Source organism: Streptomyces sp. NPDC057486 (assembly GCF_042802415.1).
GTDB lineage: Bacteria > Actinomycetota > Actinomycetes > Streptomycetales > Streptomycetaceae > Streptomyces > Streptomyces yanii.
Genome location: NZ_JBHVEE010000002.1, coordinates 125,569 through 140,070 on the forward strand (window position 1 = coordinate 125,569; position 14,502 = coordinate 140,070).

General features: G+C 71.7%; 16 protein-coding genes. 5 read left to right on the forward strand and 11 right to left on the reverse strand.

What is annotated here, in order from left to right:
• Positions 1-19 precede the first annotated feature (19 nt).
• From ACFU6I_RS02155 to ACFU6I_RS02190, 8 genes are all read right to left on the reverse strand, one after another.
• Positions 20-925, reverse strand: a complete 906-nt coding sequence (locus tag ACFU6I_RS02155; RefSeq protein ID WP_384360412.1) for an alpha/beta fold hydrolase — start codon at positions 923-925, stop codon at positions 20-22.
• Positions 922-2,067 (reverse strand): branched-chain amino acid ABC transporter permease, encoded by a 1,146-nt coding sequence (locus tag ACFU6I_RS02160; RefSeq protein ID WP_384360414.1) that lies wholly within the window; start codon positions 2,065-2,067, stop codon positions 922-924. The genes ACFU6I_RS02155 and ACFU6I_RS02160 overlap by 4 nt, the downstream gene beginning before the upstream one ends.
• Entirely contained in the window at positions 2,064-2,951 is an 888-nt protein-coding gene (locus ACFU6I_RS02165) for a branched-chain amino acid ABC transporter permease (protein ID WP_384360416.1), read from the reverse strand. The genes ACFU6I_RS02160 and ACFU6I_RS02165 overlap by 4 nt, the downstream gene beginning before the upstream one ends.
• Positions 2,951-3,703: an ABC transporter ATP-binding protein gene (locus ACFU6I_RS02170; RefSeq protein WP_384360418.1), complete on the reverse strand. Its 753-nt coding sequence runs from the start codon at positions 3,701-3,703 to the stop codon at positions 2,951-2,953. Before ACFU6I_RS02170 ends, ACFU6I_RS02165 begins: the two co-directional genes overlap by 1 nt.
• Complete coding sequence (locus ACFU6I_RS02175; protein ID WP_384360420.1) at positions 3,700-4,491, reverse strand: ABC transporter ATP-binding protein; 792 nt, start codon at positions 4,489-4,491, stop codon at positions 3,700-3,702. Before ACFU6I_RS02175 ends, ACFU6I_RS02170 begins: the two co-directional genes overlap by 4 nt.
• Before the next feature lie 3 nt (positions 4,492-4,494).
• Positions 4,495-5,739: a substrate-binding domain-containing protein gene (locus ACFU6I_RS02180; protein WP_384360422.1), complete on the reverse strand. Its 1,245-nt coding sequence runs from the start codon at positions 5,737-5,739 to the stop codon at positions 4,495-4,497.
• A gap of 209 nt (positions 5,740-5,948) precedes the next feature.
• Positions 5,949-6,320 carry a DUF4190 domain-containing protein gene (locus ACFU6I_RS02185; protein WP_384360424.1) on the reverse strand — a complete coding sequence of 124 codons (372 nt, stop codon included), beginning with the start codon at positions 6,318-6,320 and terminating at the stop codon, positions 5,949-5,951.
• Between the two features lie 147 nt (positions 6,321-6,467).
• Complete coding sequence (locus ACFU6I_RS02190) at positions 6,468-7,076, reverse strand: TetR family transcriptional regulator (protein ID WP_384033186.1); 609 nt, start codon at positions 7,074-7,076, stop codon at positions 6,468-6,470.
• 228 nt (positions 7,077-7,304) lie between these two features.
• On the opposite strand from ACFU6I_RS02190, the gene ACFU6I_RS02195 reads away from it, so the two are divergent.
• The 3 genes from ACFU6I_RS02195 (at position 7,305) to ACFU6I_RS02205 (ending at position 10,559) form a co-directional block, all read left to right on the forward strand.
• A complete protein-coding gene (locus ACFU6I_RS02195; RefSeq protein WP_384360426.1) occupies positions 7,305-8,636 on the forward strand; it encodes a glycosyltransferase family 4 protein in 1,332 nt (443 codons plus the stop codon).
• Positions 8,637-8,706: 70 nt separating this feature from the next.
• On the forward strand, positions 8,707-9,474 hold the full coding sequence (locus ACFU6I_RS02200; protein ID WP_327246643.1) for a class I SAM-dependent methyltransferase: 768 nt from the start codon (positions 8,707-8,709) through the stop codon (positions 9,472-9,474).
• Positions 9,471-10,559: a prenyltransferase gene (locus ACFU6I_RS02205; RefSeq protein WP_384360428.1), complete on the forward strand. Its 1,089-nt coding sequence runs from the start codon at positions 9,471-9,473 to the stop codon at positions 10,557-10,559. Before ACFU6I_RS02200 ends, ACFU6I_RS02205 begins: the two co-directional genes overlap by 4 nt.
• Before the next feature lie 39 nt (positions 10,560-10,598).
• Here ACFU6I_RS02205 and ACFU6I_RS02210 read toward each other — a convergent pair whose 3' ends face one another.
• Positions 10,599-10,892, reverse strand: coding sequence for a hypothetical protein (locus ACFU6I_RS02210; RefSeq protein WP_384360430.1), 294 nt, complete (start codon positions 10,890-10,892; stop codon positions 10,599-10,601).
• Between the two features lie 149 nt (positions 10,893-11,041).
• Here ACFU6I_RS02210 and ACFU6I_RS02215 point away from each other — a divergent pair, with 149 nt between their 5' ends.
• Positions 11,042-11,593 carry a hypothetical protein gene (locus tag ACFU6I_RS02215; RefSeq protein WP_384360432.1) on the forward strand — a complete coding sequence of 184 codons (552 nt, stop codon included), beginning with the start codon at positions 11,042-11,044 and terminating at the stop codon, positions 11,591-11,593.
• Between the two features lie 40 nt (positions 11,594-11,633).
• Positions 11,634-12,410: a maleylpyruvate isomerase family mycothiol-dependent enzyme gene (locus ACFU6I_RS02220; protein ID WP_384360434.1), complete on the forward strand. Its 777-nt coding sequence runs from the start codon at positions 11,634-11,636 to the stop codon at positions 12,408-12,410.
• A gap of 9 nt (positions 12,411-12,419) precedes the next feature.
• On the opposite strand, the gene ACFU6I_RS02225 is transcribed toward ACFU6I_RS02220, so the two are convergent.
• A complete protein-coding gene (locus ACFU6I_RS02225) occupies positions 12,420-13,433 on the reverse strand; it encodes an LLM class F420-dependent oxidoreductase (protein WP_384360436.1) in 1,014 nt (337 codons plus the stop codon).
• A gap of 116 nt (positions 13,434-13,549) precedes the next feature.
• Positions 13,550-14,332, reverse strand: coding sequence for a hypothetical protein (locus tag ACFU6I_RS02230; RefSeq protein WP_384360438.1), 783 nt, complete (start codon positions 14,330-14,332; stop codon positions 13,550-13,552).
• Between the last annotated feature and the right edge of the window lie 170 nt (positions 14,333-14,502).

The window sequence follows — 14,502 nt, forward strand, 5'->3', positions numbered from 1 at the left end:
GCCGGCTACCGCTTCTTCCTCAACCGCCGCACGGGCTCGGTATGTTCGAGAGCGCCACCAGTCGTGCGGCGATCTCCCGTGCGCCGGTTTCCCCGGTGAGCACGGTGTAGTGGTTGACGTCCGGCACCGCCACCGGCTCCAGCAGGGTGCCGGAGAGGTCGGCGGCCGCCAGCCGCTGCTCGTCGTACAGTCCCTGCGGCTCGTCCATCAGACCGCGCGCCGCCCACAGCAGCGTCGCCGGCGCCGGCAACTTCCGTACCGCCGACAGGACGTCGTCTTCGAAGAGGCCGATCCCGTCGGTGCGCACCGCCTCGATCCGGCACGTCGAGTGCATCGCCGGTTCGTCGCCCGTCAGATCGCGCTGGATGTACGCGTCCACCTCGGGCGACCAGGCGTCCCCGGCGAACGCGGGATGCGCCTGCCAGAACTCCCGGTAGGCGGCCCGGTCGGGGAACGTCATCGACAGCCGGTCCATGGCCGGGCCGATCACCGCCGTCATCAGCTCGTCCGGGGAGAGATGGGTGGGGGCGGGGAAGCCGATCCCGCCGTCGACGAGCAGCAGCGGACCGAACCGGTCCGGATGCCGTACGGCGGCCAGCGCCGCCACGAACGCGCCCATCGAGTGGCCGGCCAGCACCACCCGGTCCAGGCCGAGCGCCCCGGTGAGGGCCGCGATGTCATCGGCGTGCACCGCGATGCCGTACGGTCCGGGCAGCCCGGAGCTTCCGGCCCGGCCGCGCAGGTCCGGGGCGACCAGCGTGACCCGGCCGGCCAGCAGCCGCGCCACCGTGCCCCAGGAGAGTGAGTTGGCCGTGATGCCGTGCAGGGCGACGACCACCGGCGCGTCGGGCTCCCGGGCCGGCCAGCGCAGGGCGGCCAGCTCGCCCCCGGCCACCGGGACACGTATCTCCTCGTACGCGGTCATGAGCGCCGGTCCTCCTTCTGGGCGGGTACGCCCTCATCGGTCGCACGGAATACGGAACGTATCCGGGACGGCAGCCGTGCCAGCCCGCCCGGCAGGAGATGGACCACGGCCACGAACACCACACCGAGCAGGAACAGCGGCTGGGAGAGCGGTACCCGCAGTACCGCGGGAAGGTCGGCGACCGCACCCGATCCGGCGAGATCGCCGAGCCGGTGGTCGGCCCACGTGTAGAGGATGCCGCCGACCATCGGTCCCCAGCGGGTGCCCGAGCCGCCCAGCACCACCATCACCAGCAGCGACAGCGTGAAGTCCGACGTCGTCGTCTGCGGGGTGGAGCCGCCGGTGAGCAGCAGGTGGACGAGCCCGCCGAGCGCGGCCAGCGCACCGGCCAGGACGAACGCCGTCAGTTTGAACCCGTACGGCTTCAGCCCCAGCACCTCCACCCGGCGCTCGTTCTCCTTGATGCCCTCCCAGACCCGCCCCGTCGGGGAGCGGACCGCCCAGTGGACGACGGCCAGCGTGAGGACGAGATAGCCGAGCGCGACCCAGTACAGGTTCGCCGTGTGCTCGATGCCCACGAGCCCGGACGGCAGCAGCTCGGCGGGCGCGGCCCGGCCCTCCTCGCCGCCGGTGAAGCCGCCGGGGTTGCGGGAGACGAGGATCGAGCCCGCCTGGGCGAAGGCCAGCGTCACCATGGAGAAGCCGATGCCGGTGACGCGCAGGCTCACCGATCCCAGCACCAGTGCGAGCGCGATCCCGAAGCAGACGCCGACCGGTGCGGAGACGGCGAACGGCAGTCCGGCCTCCAGCATGATGGTGTTGGTGGCGTAGCTGCCCGCCGCGAAGTACAGGGCATGCCCGAAGGAGAGCAGCCCGGTCCGGCCGAGCAGCAGGTCGTAGCCGGTGGCCAGGGCTCCGAACAACAGGCAGGTGGCGAGGAGTTGCAGGCTGCCCGGACTGCCCAGCGGACCGTCGAGCAGTCCCGGCAACGGCAGGGCGCTGTACGGTGCGACGATCAGCAGCACCAGCACCACGGCCGGCCACCAGCGCAGCAGCCGCGCCGTGTTCGCGCGCACCGGTGCGTCGGACGGTGCCGCCGGTGTTCCGCTCGTGCGGTCGGGTGTCCCGGTCACGGTGCTCACGCGAGCCTCCCGGTCAGTCCGCGCGGCCGTACGAGCAGCAGCGCGGCGAGCAGGACGACGACGGCCAGGTCGCCGAGGCCCGCTGCGGTGTAGTAGTTGGCGAACTGCTGGACGAGGCCGATCACGACGGACGCCACGGCGGCGCCGGTCACCGAACCCATGCCCCCGGTGACGACCACGACGAACGCGAAGATCAGCAGCGAGGTGCCCTGCCGGGGGTCGACCGAGCCGAAGTACAGCCCGCCGAGCGCCCCGCCGAGCGCGGCGGCGCAGCCGCCGATCGCGAAGACGAGCGTGAACGCCTTGCGGACGTCGATGCCGAGCGCGGTCACCATCGCCCGGTCCTCGACCCCCGCCCGTACGACCAGTCCGTGCCGGGTCCGCCCGAGGAAGAGCCGCAGCGCGATCAGCACCACGACCGCCGCCGCGATCAGCACCAGCCGATTGACCGGGACCTCCGCGCCCAGCAGGGAGAACGTGCCGGACAGCGACTCGGGCCCGGGGAAGGTCCGGGCGTCCGAGCCCCAGATGCCCGACAGCAGCGCCGGGACGGCGAGCCCCACCCCGACCGTGGCGAGCACCTGCTCGCGCGGCCGGGTGTAGAGCGGGCGGACGACGGTCAGTTCCAGCAGCACAGCGGCGGCGGTGCCCACCGCCGTACCGAACAGGACCGCGAGGACGAAGCCCGCACCGCCGGGGCCCGCGCCCGGCAGATGGCCGGACGCCGCCCACCAGGTGCCGTACGCGCCGATGGAGAGCAGCGCCCCGTGCGCGAAGTTGAGCACGTCCATCAGACCGAAGATCAGCGAAAGCCCCGACGCGATCAGGAAGTAGAGCGCCCCCAGACCGAGTCCGGTCATGGTGAGCAGCACAAGGGTGGACATCAGGAATCATCCTCCGCGTTCCGGGAAGGCACGTGGGCGGCCGGACCGTGTCCCACGCCCAGCAGCCGGCGAGCCGCCTCGGCGTCGCCCAGCAGCTCACCGGCCGGTCCCTGATGGACGGTCCGGCCGTCGGCGAGCACCGTGCAGTGCGCGGCGAGGCGCCGCACGACGGCGAGGTTCTGCTCCACGAGCAGCACCGGCACCGCCTCGGCGGCTCGCTCCAGCACCTCGGCGACCTCGGTGACCACCTTGGGCGCCAGACCCTTGGTGGGTTCGTCCGCGATGATCAGCCGGTTTCCGTTGAGGAGAGTGCGTCCGATGGCGACCATCTGCTGCTGCCCGCCGGACAGCGTCTCGGCCAACTGGCGCTCCCGGCGCTTCAGTTCGGGGAAGAGCTCATGGACGAGGGGGTACGCCGGTGCGCCCGCCCCGCGCCGCTCGGCCAGCCGCAGGTTCTCCGCCACGGTCAGTCCGGCGAAGATGCCGCGGTCCTCGGGGGCGTAACCGATGCCCCGCCGCACCAGCGTGTGGGTGGGCAGCTCCACGGTCTCCTCACCGTCGAGCCGGACGCTTCCGGTGCGCGGGACGAGGCCCAGGACGCCGCGCACGGTCGTGGTCTTCCCGGCACCGTTGCGGCCGAGGAGCGCGGTCACCCCGTGGCGGGCGACATCGAGGTCCACGCCGTGCAGGATGTGCCGTCCGCCGATGAGAACCCGCAGGTCCCGTACGGCGAGCAGGGTCTCCGTCGTCACAGCCCCTCCCCGAGGTATGCCTGCTGCACGGTCGGGTCGGCGGTCACGGCCTCGGGGGTGTCCAGCGCCAGCAGCCGGCCGTGGTGCATCACGGCCAGCCGGTCGGCCAGCCCCAGCAGTACGTCCATGTGGTGCTCGACCATGAGGACGGTGCGGCCCTCGTCCCGGTGCAGGGTGCGGATCAGTTCGGTGAGCGCGGGGACCTCCTCCGCGCTCACCCCGGCCATCGGTTCGTCGAGCAGCATCAGCCGCGGCTCGCCCACGAGCAGCACCGCCAGTTCCAGCTTCCGCTTCTCGCCGTGCGACAGCTCGGACGCCAGCGCCCGTGCGCGGTGGCCGAGTCCGGTGCGCTCCAGCACGCCGCGCACCTCGTCGGTGTACGGGGAAGCGCGGCGCCACACGCGGTACGAGCCGCCCCCGGCGGCCTGGGCGGCCAGCCGGACGTGGTCGGCCACGCTCATCCCCGGCCACAGACTGGACGTCTGGAACGTCCGGCCGATCCCGCGCCGGGCCCGGACGTGCGCGGGACGGCCGGTCAGGTCCGTACCGTCCAGCGCGAGGGTGCCCGAGGTGGCTGTCGTCAGCCCGCTGATCAGATTGAACAGCGAGGTCTTGCCGGCCCCGTTGGGGCCGATGAAGGCCAGGAACTCGCCCTCGCGGACATCCAGGGTGATGTCCTCGACGATGGTCGCCCCACCGACGCCCCAGCCCAGTCCGGCCAGTCGAAGCACGGGGGCGGCGGAGTGCGCCGCGCTCCCGTGATCCGTCGTGATGTCAGGTGCTGCCACCGGTCAGCCCGCCGAGGGCTTCGCGGGCGGCGCCACCTTGTCCATCGGCTCGGTGGTCACCAGCTCCGGCTTCGCGGTGGCGCCCTTCCCGGTCAGTTTCGCCACGAACATCGGCTGCAGCAGCGCGTGGTCCTCGGCGCGGATCTGCTCCTTGCCCTTCACCCCGTCGAAGCTCCAGCCCTCCAGGGCCTTCGCCATGGCGGCGGGATCGGTGGCGCTGCCCTCCTCCACGGCGTGCACGATCATCTGGGCCGCGGTGAAGCCGTCGGGGGTGAACAGATCAGGGGTGCCGCCCGCCTTGGCCACCGCGTCCAGCATGGCCTTCTCCACGGCGTTGCCGCCGCCCGCACCGGGGAAGTAGTGCGCCAGGAACGAGACCTTGGAACCCGCCGCGCCGAAGACCGGGTACGAGGCGGTCCCGGCCAGCCCGGTGACCACCTTGGAGGCGCTCGGCACCCCCTGCTGGTCCAGGGCGGTCCACAGCGCGGGGGCGGTGGAGCCGGCCCAGGCGACGAAGACCAGATCGGGACCGGCGGCCTTCACCTGCCGGGCGAACGGGGTCAGGTCCGTGGCGCTCGGCGGGGCCAGCACGGAACCCACCTTCGCGCCCTGGCCGCCGAGCACGGCCTTCACCGCGGCGACGTTGGCCTGGCCGAACGTGGAGTCCTGGGCCAGCACGGTGACCTTCTTGCCCTTGGCCCCGCCGAGCATCGTCCCGGCGGTGAGGATGTCCTGGTAGGACTGCCGGCCGGAGCGGAACGTGTAGGCGTTGATCCCGGTCACGGCGTCGGTGGCCGCGGGCCCGCTGACGTACAGCACTTTGTTCTGCGCGGCGAGCGGCGCCATCTGCAGGGCGACACCGGAGTCCGTGGTCCCGGCCAGTACCTTGTAGCCCTTGCCGATCAGGTTCTTCGCCGCGGCGACCGCCTTGCCGGGGTCGCCCGCGTCGTCCTGCTCGGTGACCTCGATGCGGCGCCCGGCCACTTTGCCGGTGCCCTTCGTCGCGTAGTCCAGACCCGCCATGAAGCCGTCGCGGTACTGCTTCCCGTAGGCCGCGAGCAGCCCGGTCCGGGAGTAGACCAGCCCCACGTCGATGGTCTGGTCCTTCGCGCCCTTGCCGGACGCGGTGTCGGCCTCGCCCGCCTTGCCGGCGGCGGTGCAGCCGGTCAGCAGGACGCCGGCGGCGGCCAGCGTGGCGAGTGCGGAGAGAGATCTGCGGTGGGCGGTGCCTGTGGCTCTGCGACGCATGGTGACCGGCTCCTCGGCGGGATTCCTGTGATGTCGCCGAACCGTATGAACCCCGCGCCGCAGTCGACATGGTGCAGGGGCCCCCACCTGACGCGGTGCACATGTGGGGGTCGCACATGGGCCCGAGCCGGGGGCAGGGTGGCGCGGCCCGGTAGGACCGCGCCCCGTCACCGCCGCGCCATCCGCCGGGCGGATGGCCGTCGGCGATGTCAGACGCCGCTGACCGCCTGGATCGTGGCCGCGAGGAACCCGAGGCAGGCGAAGGCGCAGCCGATGATCCCCATCACCATTCCGGCGGTCGCCTGGCCGCGGGCGCCGCCCTCGCCACGGTCCGCCATGCGGCGGGCCGAGATGCCCAGGCACAGGGCGATGATCGGCGCCACGATCGGGACGAGCAGCAGTCCGACGATGCCGAGCACCATCGAGGCAGTCGCCTTGCCGGTGGGCAGCGCGGCGCCCATGGGGTACCCGTAGCCGTAAGGGGCCTGGGCGCCGACGCCGTACCCCGGCGCCGTCCCGGGGTGGACGCCCACGTTCTGCCCGTCCGCCGTGCCGCCTGCCGTGCCTGACTCGTCAGCCATGTCTTCCTCTCCATCGGTGCTGGTCAGGTTCATGCTAGGAGAGATTCGAGGGCGCCCGGCACAGAGATGTGAGGGGTGTGTGGTCGACAGGTGAGGCCTCGGGGCAGGTCCGCCAGGAGCGGTCCGCGGCTGATGACGGACCGGCCCTCAGGGGGCGTCCGGAGCCGTCACGTCGATCAGCCGGCACACCGTCTCGATGTCTATCTTCACCTGCGCGATCGACGCCCGCCCCGACAGCCAGGTGATCAGCGCCGAGTGCCAGGTGTGCTCGATGACCCGGACCGCGGACAACTGCTCCGGCGTCGGGTGCTGGAGTCCCATCGAGTCCAGGATGATTGCGGTCGTGATCCGCGAGACGGTGTCCACCTCGGGACTGACGCTGCGGTCCGCGAAGGTCAGCGCACGCACCATCGCATCCGCCAGATGCGGTTCGCGCTGCATGGCGCGGAACGCCCGCATCAGGGTGTCGGCGACGCGCGCCGCCGCGTCGTCCCCGGCCGGGGGGCGCTTGCGCAGCGTCCCGTGCATGTGCTGGAGCTGGTCCTGCATGGTGGCGACCAGGAGGTGGATCTTGGAGGGGAAGTATCGGTACAGCGTGCCCAGGGCGACCCCGGCGGCCTCCGCCACCTCGCGCATCTGCACCGCCTCGAAACCGCCCCTGCTGGCGAGCTGGGCGCTGGCGTGCAGAATGCGACGACGGCGGGCCTCCTGCCGTTCCGTCAGGGGCGGCGATGCCGGCTTGGCTTCCGCTGTCATGTGTCCCCATCCATGGCTTCTGTCCGCAACCGAGGGAGGCGTCTGGGCCCCGGCGGCGCACAGCATGCCAGGGTGCCCGGTGGTGGCGCGAATCACCTGATCCGGCCGTTGCGCCGACGCTACCTGCCGGTAGATTCGTAGCTCATTGAACGATCCAGTCTGAAACTTGTTCTAGATTAGCGCGAGCGGTTACGCTCCGGCGAACACGCAGTGAGAAGGGGGCCGAGTGTGACCGCTGAGGCCATAGAAGCGGGCCCCCGCACGGGCGGCCACGCGTCGGGCAGCACCGACGGGCGACCCCTGCGCATCGCACTTCTCACCTACAAGGGCAACCCGTTCTGCGGTGGTCAGGGTGTGTACGTACGCCACCTCGGCCGCGAGCTCGCCCGCCTCGGTCACAGCGTCGAGGTGATCGGCGCCCAGCCCTATCCCGTACTCGACGAGGGCGTCCCGCTCACCGAGTTGCCGAGCCTGGATCTCTACCGCCAGCCCGACCCGTTCCGCACGCCCGGGCGCGGCGAGTACCGGGACTGGATCGACGCCGCCGAGGTCGCCACCATGTGGACCGGCGGTTTCCCGGAACCGCTCACCTTCAGCCTCCGTGCCCGCCGCCATCTCGCCGCGCGCCGAGGCGAGTTCGACGTCATCCACGACAACCAGACCCTCGGGTACGGGCTGTTGGCGGATCTCGGCGCCCCGCTCGTCACCACCATCCACCACCCCATAACCGTCGACCGGCAGTTGGAACTGGACGCCGCCGACAGCCGTCGCCGCCGCGCCTCCGTGCGCCGCTGGTACGCCTTCACCCGCATGCAGAAGCGGGTCGCGCGCCGGCTGCCGTCGGTCCTCACCGTCTCCGGCTCCTCCAAGCAGGAGATCGTCGACCACCTCGGGGTGCGACAGGACCGGATCCATGTCGTGCACATCGGTGCGGACACCGACCTGTGGTCGCCCGACCCGAAGATCGCCGAGGTGCCGGGCCGGATCGTCACCACCTCCAGTGCCGACGTCCCGCTGAAGGGCCTCGTCCACCTCGTCGAAGCGCTCGCCAAGCTCCGTACCGAGAACCCGGAGGCGCACCTCGTGGTCGTCGGCAAGCGGGCCGAGGACGGACCGGTCGCGCAGGCCATCGAGCGCTACGGACTCCAGGACGCCGTCGAGTTCGTCAAGGGCATCAGCGACGCCGAACTCGTCGACCTGGTGCGGAGCGCCGAGATCGCCTGTGTCCCGTCGTTGTACGAGGGGTTCTCACTGCCCGCCGCCGAGGCCATGGCCACCGGTACCCCGCTGGTCGCCACCACCGGCGGGGCGATCCCCGAGGTGGCCGGCCCGGACGGCGAGACCTGCCTGGCCGTGCCGCCCGCCGACGCCGGGGCGCTGGCCGCCGCACTCGCACGGCTGCTGGGCGACCCGGAACTGCGGGCCCGGCTCGGCGCCGCAGGCCGCGAACGGGTGCTGTCCCGGTTCACCTGGAAGCAGGCGGCCATCGGCACCGCGGAGCTCTACCGGCAGGCGATCGCCGCCCGCGCAGCCACCACGCACTCCGGCGGCCGTCGGTGACCCCGACGCCCGTCCCCGCCGTCCCTGCTCCCTGACCCCCCTCGACCCCCGACCGCGAAAGCAGGCATTCGTGCTGACCGTGGACTTCACCCGCTTCCCGCTCGCCGCAGGCGACCGAGTGCTCGATCTGGGTTGCGGCGCCGGACGCCACGCCTTCGAGTGCTACCGGCGCGGCGCCCAGGTGGTGGCACTCGACCAGAACGGCGAGGAGATCCGCGAGGTCGCGAAGTGGTTCGCGGCGATGAAGGAGGCCGGCGAGGCCCCCGAGGGTGCCACCGCCACCGCGATGGAGGGCGACGCGCTCAACCTGCCGTTCCCCGACGAGTCCTTCGACGTCGTCATCATCTCCGAGGTGATGGAGCACATTCCCGACGACAAGGGCGTGCTCGCCGAGATGGTCCGGGTCCTCAAGCCCGGCGGCCGGATCGCCATCACCGTGCCGCGGTACGGCCCCGAGAAGATCTGCTGGACGCTCTCCGACGCGTACCACGAGGTCGAGGGCGGCCACATCCGCATCTACAAGGCCGACGAACTGCTGGGCAAGATCCGCGGCGCCGGTCTCAAGCCGTACGGCACCCACCACGCCCACGCCCTGCACTCGCCGTACTGGTGGCTGAAGTGCGCGTTCGGAGTCGGCCGCGACGGCAAGGACGCAGCGCTCCCGGTCCGCGCGTACCACAAGCTGCTGGTCTGGGACATCATGAAGAAGCCGGCCGTCACCCGGGTCGCCGAACAACTGCTCAACCCGGTCGTCGGCAAGAGCTTCGTCGCCTACGCCACCAAGCCGCACCTGCCCAGGGCCGCCGCCGCGGACGACCTTTCGAAGGCCGAGGCGTGACCACTCCCGAGCAGACCGAACACCTCGTGCTGCCCGGAGTGCTCACCGCCGAGCAGGCCACCGAGACCGTCGGGGCTCTGCTCGCCGTGCAGTGCGAGGACGGCGCGCTGCCCTGGTTCCGCGGTCACCACCTGGACCCGTGGGACCACACCGAGGCCGCCATGGCCCTCGATGCCGCGGGTGAGCACGCCGCGGCGGAACGCGCCTACGACTGGCTGGCCCGGCACCAGAACAAGGACGGCTCCTGGTACGCCGCCTACCACGACGGCGACCCGGACCGGCCGACCGACCGGGGCCTGGAGTCCAACTTCTGCGCGTACGTGGCGGTCGGCGTCTGGCACCACTACCTCGCCACCGGCGACGACGCGTTCATCGACCGGATGTGGCCGACCGTCTACGCGGCCGTCGAATTCGTCCTGCGGCTCCAGCAGCCCGGCGGCCAGATCGGCTGGAAGCGCGAACCCGACGGAACCCCGGTCGACGACGCCCTGCTGACCGGCTGCTCCTCCATCCACCAGGCGCTGCGCTGTGCGCTCGCCATCGCCGAGCAGCGCGAAGAGCCGCAGCCCGACTGGGAGTTGGCGACCGGTGCGCTCGCGCACGCGATCCGCAACCACCCCGAGCGCTTCCTCGACAAGAGCCACTACTCGATGGACTGGTACTACCCGGTCCTCGGTGGCGCGCTCACCGGAACGGCCGCCAAGGAACGGATAGAGGAAGCCTGGGACCGATTCGTCGTCCCCGGCCTCGGGGTCCGCTGTGTGGTGCCCAACCCCTGGGTGACCGGCGGCGAGAGCTGCGAACTCGCCCTGGCACTCTGGGTGATGGGCGAGTCCGACCGGGCGTTGGAGATCCTCCAGTCCATCCAGCACCTGCGCGCCGAGGGCGGCATGTACTGGACCGGCTACGTCTTCGAGGGCAACCGGGCGTTCTGGCCGGAGGAGCACACCACCTGGACCGCCGGCTCGCTGCTGCTCGCGGTGGCTGCCCTGGGGGGCGACGAGGCGACCACTGCGGTCTTCAGCGGCGAACGGCTGCCGAAGGGGCTGGAACCGGACTGCTGCGGCGAGGCTTCGCGCACCTGATGGTCTGCTCGGACCACTGAGCGCGTCCTCGCCGGCAGGTCAGTGGCGGCGGATGCGGCTCGCCACCGCATGTCCGACGAAGAGGTAGACGGCGGCGGCGAGGCCGTATCCGGCGACGACCCGTGCCCACGCCTCGTCGAACGTGAACAGGTCGTACGACCAGCCGGCCAGCCAGCGGGCCGCGCCCCTGACGAAGTCCACCAGGTCGTTGGCCCGGTTCGCGTCCAGGAGGTACATCAGGATCCACAGGCCGATGATGGCGGCCATGACATCGGCCACGACGGCTATGACACGTGCGGCGGTGCTGCTTCTCGTGCCTTTTCCAGGAGACATGAGCACCGGGTTGCCGCTTTTCCCGGCCCGAAACCCGGACGGCGCCCCCTGGGTGGCGCGGCACCCGGGCCGGGATGAGCCTGGCCGGGAGAGCCGGACCGCGTCACTCACCGCAGAACTCACCGTGTGCCCGTCCAGGGAGGCCCGCTGTGCCCCGTTCCGTACCGCTCCGCCGTCTGTTCGTGGCGTTGCTGCTGTCCTGCACCGTGCTGGTGGGCGCCACCGCGTGCGGCAACGACTCCGGCAGCAGTTCGAGCTCCTCCCCGGCCCCGAGCGGTACGGCCTCGGCGGAGAAGCAGAAGCTCGCGAAGACGCGGTTCGTCGCCAACGCGGGGCTCGCGGCGGGAGCCACGTATCAGTGGATCGTCAAGCCGTACCGTGCGGGCAAGTTCAAGAAGGGCGCCGACGGGCGGAAGACCGCACTGGTCAAGGCGGGGCTCGCGGGCGGGTTCGTGTACAACCGGCTCAAGGCGGCGGCGGACAACGCCAAGGGCGACCCGCTGCTGTCGAAGGCGGTCGCGCCGCTGACGGCGGGCATCGCATCGCTCAAGGGGCTCGGGACCAAGCTCCGCACGGGCGAGGCGGGCGCGGGGGATGTCAGTGCCTTCGAGAACGTCATCAACGGCATCAAGGACGCGGGCAACAGCGCGGGCGCCGAGGTGAAGGACAAGGTGCCGTCCACGTCCCAGCTCGGCGGATAACCGGATGTGGGCTGCGAGGCGGCCGCATTAGGGTGCCGCCATGACGCTTCTGGCACATGATCGCTACTGCGACGAAATCGTCCGGCAGACCGACGAGTTGAGGGCGACGCTCAAGGGCGCGGATCTCGCCGGGCACGTCCCGACCTGCCCCGACTGGACGCTGCGCGATCTCGCCGTGCACGTCGGCGGCGCCCACCGCTGGGCCGGCGAGATCGTCCGTACCCGGGCGACCGGGCAAGTCCCGGACGAACAGGTGCCGGAGTTCACGCCGGACGGCGACGACCCGGCCGTGCTGGACGCCTGGCTGGCCGACGGGGCGGCGAAGACGGCTGACGTGCTGCGCGACGCAGGTCGTGACCGGCAGGTCTGGAGCTGGTCGTGGGACAGGAGCGCCGGGTTCTGGGCGCGGCGCATGGCGCACGAGACGGTCGTCCACCGCGCCGACGCGGTGCTCGCCGTGCGGGCCGACTACGCGGTGGCGCCCGAGCTGGCGGCCGACACGATGGACGAGTGGCTGGAGATCGTCGCCTTCGCCCAGTCCCAGGGGGACCCGGAGGCCGCGGAGCTCCGGGGGACCGGCCGGTCCCTCCACTTCCATGCCACGGACGTGCCCGGGGCGGAGTGGCTGATCGAGTTCGGCGAGGACGGGTTCACCTGGCGGCGGTCGCACGAGAAGGCGACCGTCGCGGTGCGCGCGCCGCTGACGGACCTGATGCTGCTGCTCAACCGACGGCTGGACGTGGACAGCGGGCGGGCCGAGGTGCTCGGGAACCGGGAGTTGCTGGACTTCTGGCTGGAGCGGGCGACGTTCCGCTGAGGCGGGCGCTCAGGCGCTGTTGAGGTCTGCCAGTACGCGCAGGGTGTGCGGGTCCGGTGCCGTGACCAGCAGGTCGGTCACCGGGCCCTTCCGCCACAACTCCAGCCGTTCCGCGATCCGTTCACGCGGGCCGACGAGCGAGATCTCATCGGCGAACGCGTCCGGCACGGCCAGCACCGCCTCCTCCTTGCGGCCTTGCAGGAACAGCTGCTGGATCCGCCGCGCCTCCTCCTCGAAGCCCATTCGTGCCATCAGATCGGCGTGGAAGTTACGGGCGACGTGTCCCATCCCGCCGATGTAGAAGCCGAGCATCGCCTTCACCGGCAGCAGGCCTTCCGCGACATCGTCACAGACGTGCGCGCGGGCCATCGGCGCGATCATGAAGTCGTCGGGGAGCCCGGTCAGCGACGCCTCGTACACATCGGTCCGCAGCGGCGACCAGTACAACGGCAGCCAGCCGTCCGCGATCCGGGTCGTCTGCGCGATGTTCTTCGGACCTTCGGCGCCCAGCAGTACGGGCATTCCGGCCCGCAGTGGATGGGTGATCGGCTTCAGCGGTTTGCCGAGCCCGGTCGCGTCCGGACCGGTGTACGGGTGGGAGTGGAATCGCCCGTCCAGCTCAACAGGGGCCTCGCGCCTCAGTACTTGCCGGATGACCTCGACGTACTCGCGGGTGGCGGTCAGCGGGCTCCTCGGGAACGGGCGCCCGTACCAGCCCTCCACCACCTGGGGCCCTGACAGCCCGAGCCCGAGCATCATGCGGCCGCCGGAGAGGTGGTCGAGGGTCAGTGCGTGCATGGCCGTCGCGGGCGGGGTGCGCGCCGCCATCTGCGCGATGCCGGTGCCCAGCCGGATGCGGGAGGTGTGCGCAGCGATCCAGGTCAGCGGGGTGAAGGCGTCGGAGCCCCAGGCCTCCGCCGTCCACACCGAGTCGTAGCCCAGCCGTTCCGCCTCGCGGGCGAGGTCCAGGTGGGCGGGGTTCGGGCCGCGGCCCCAGTAGCCGAGAGCGAGTCCGAGCCGCATACCGGTCCCTCCAGCAATACATAACTGACGACACATCAGATCGCCCTGTACGGACGGAGAGTACGGCAGCGGCCCCCCGCCCGGAAGAGGCGAGGGGCCGCGGAGCGGGAGTGCTGTCAGCCGCGCTGGATGCCCGTGGTGTCCTGCAGAACGCCACGACGGCCGTCCTGGGTCTGGGCGATGAGGCCCGGACCGCGCTGCTCGACCGCGAGGTACCAGGTGCCCGGCGCCAGTTCGGCGATAGGGCTCGGCGAACCGTCCTCCCCGTACAGCGGACGGGCCACCGGAACGGCGAACCAGAACGGCGCGAAGTCACCGGCCGGCGCGGCGCCGCCCTGCGGGGCCTGCTGCGCCTGGGCGGGGTCGGCCTGACCGGGCTGCGGCTGGGCACCGTACGGCTGGGGCTGACCCGGCTGCGCACCGTACGGCTGCTGCTGGGCACCCGGGTAGCCGTACCCCTGGCCGGGCTGCGGCTGGCCGCCGTACGGCGCCTGCACGGGCTGCGGACGCGGGGCACCCATCAGGGGCGCCTTCAGCGCGGGGACCAGCGGGGTGGCGACCGCGCCGCCGGCCAGCGCGAGCGAGGCGATCAGGCCGAGGATGAGACCGGCACCGGCGTCGACCTGGCCGAGGTCGATGATCGTCCAGAAGATGTTCCACGCGGTGAAGACCGTGGCCGCGACGCCGAACTGGGCGAGGTCCAGGCCGACGACCTTGCGGGGCTGGGGCTGCGAACGGGAGAGCACGATCAGTGCCGCACCGATCACCCCGACCAGGTAGACGCCGATCGCATTGCCCAGCGAGTCCCAGGCGTTCGGCGCGTCGACGCTGAGGCCGCTGTAGGAGAAGAAATCGAGGAAAGAGGCGATGAACAGCACCACCGCTGCTCCGATCACCACGCCATCGCCTCTAGTGAGCGAGCGGATATTCACGTGAAGGTCCTTAGTCGGTCGTCTCGTCGGGGCGGTCGTCGCTACCGCCGGTACGGCGGGCACGGCACGAAGCTCGGGGGCGGCTCCCCATCGTACGGATGAATCTATCGTCTGCCAGGGCAGGTTGTGCCCTGGCC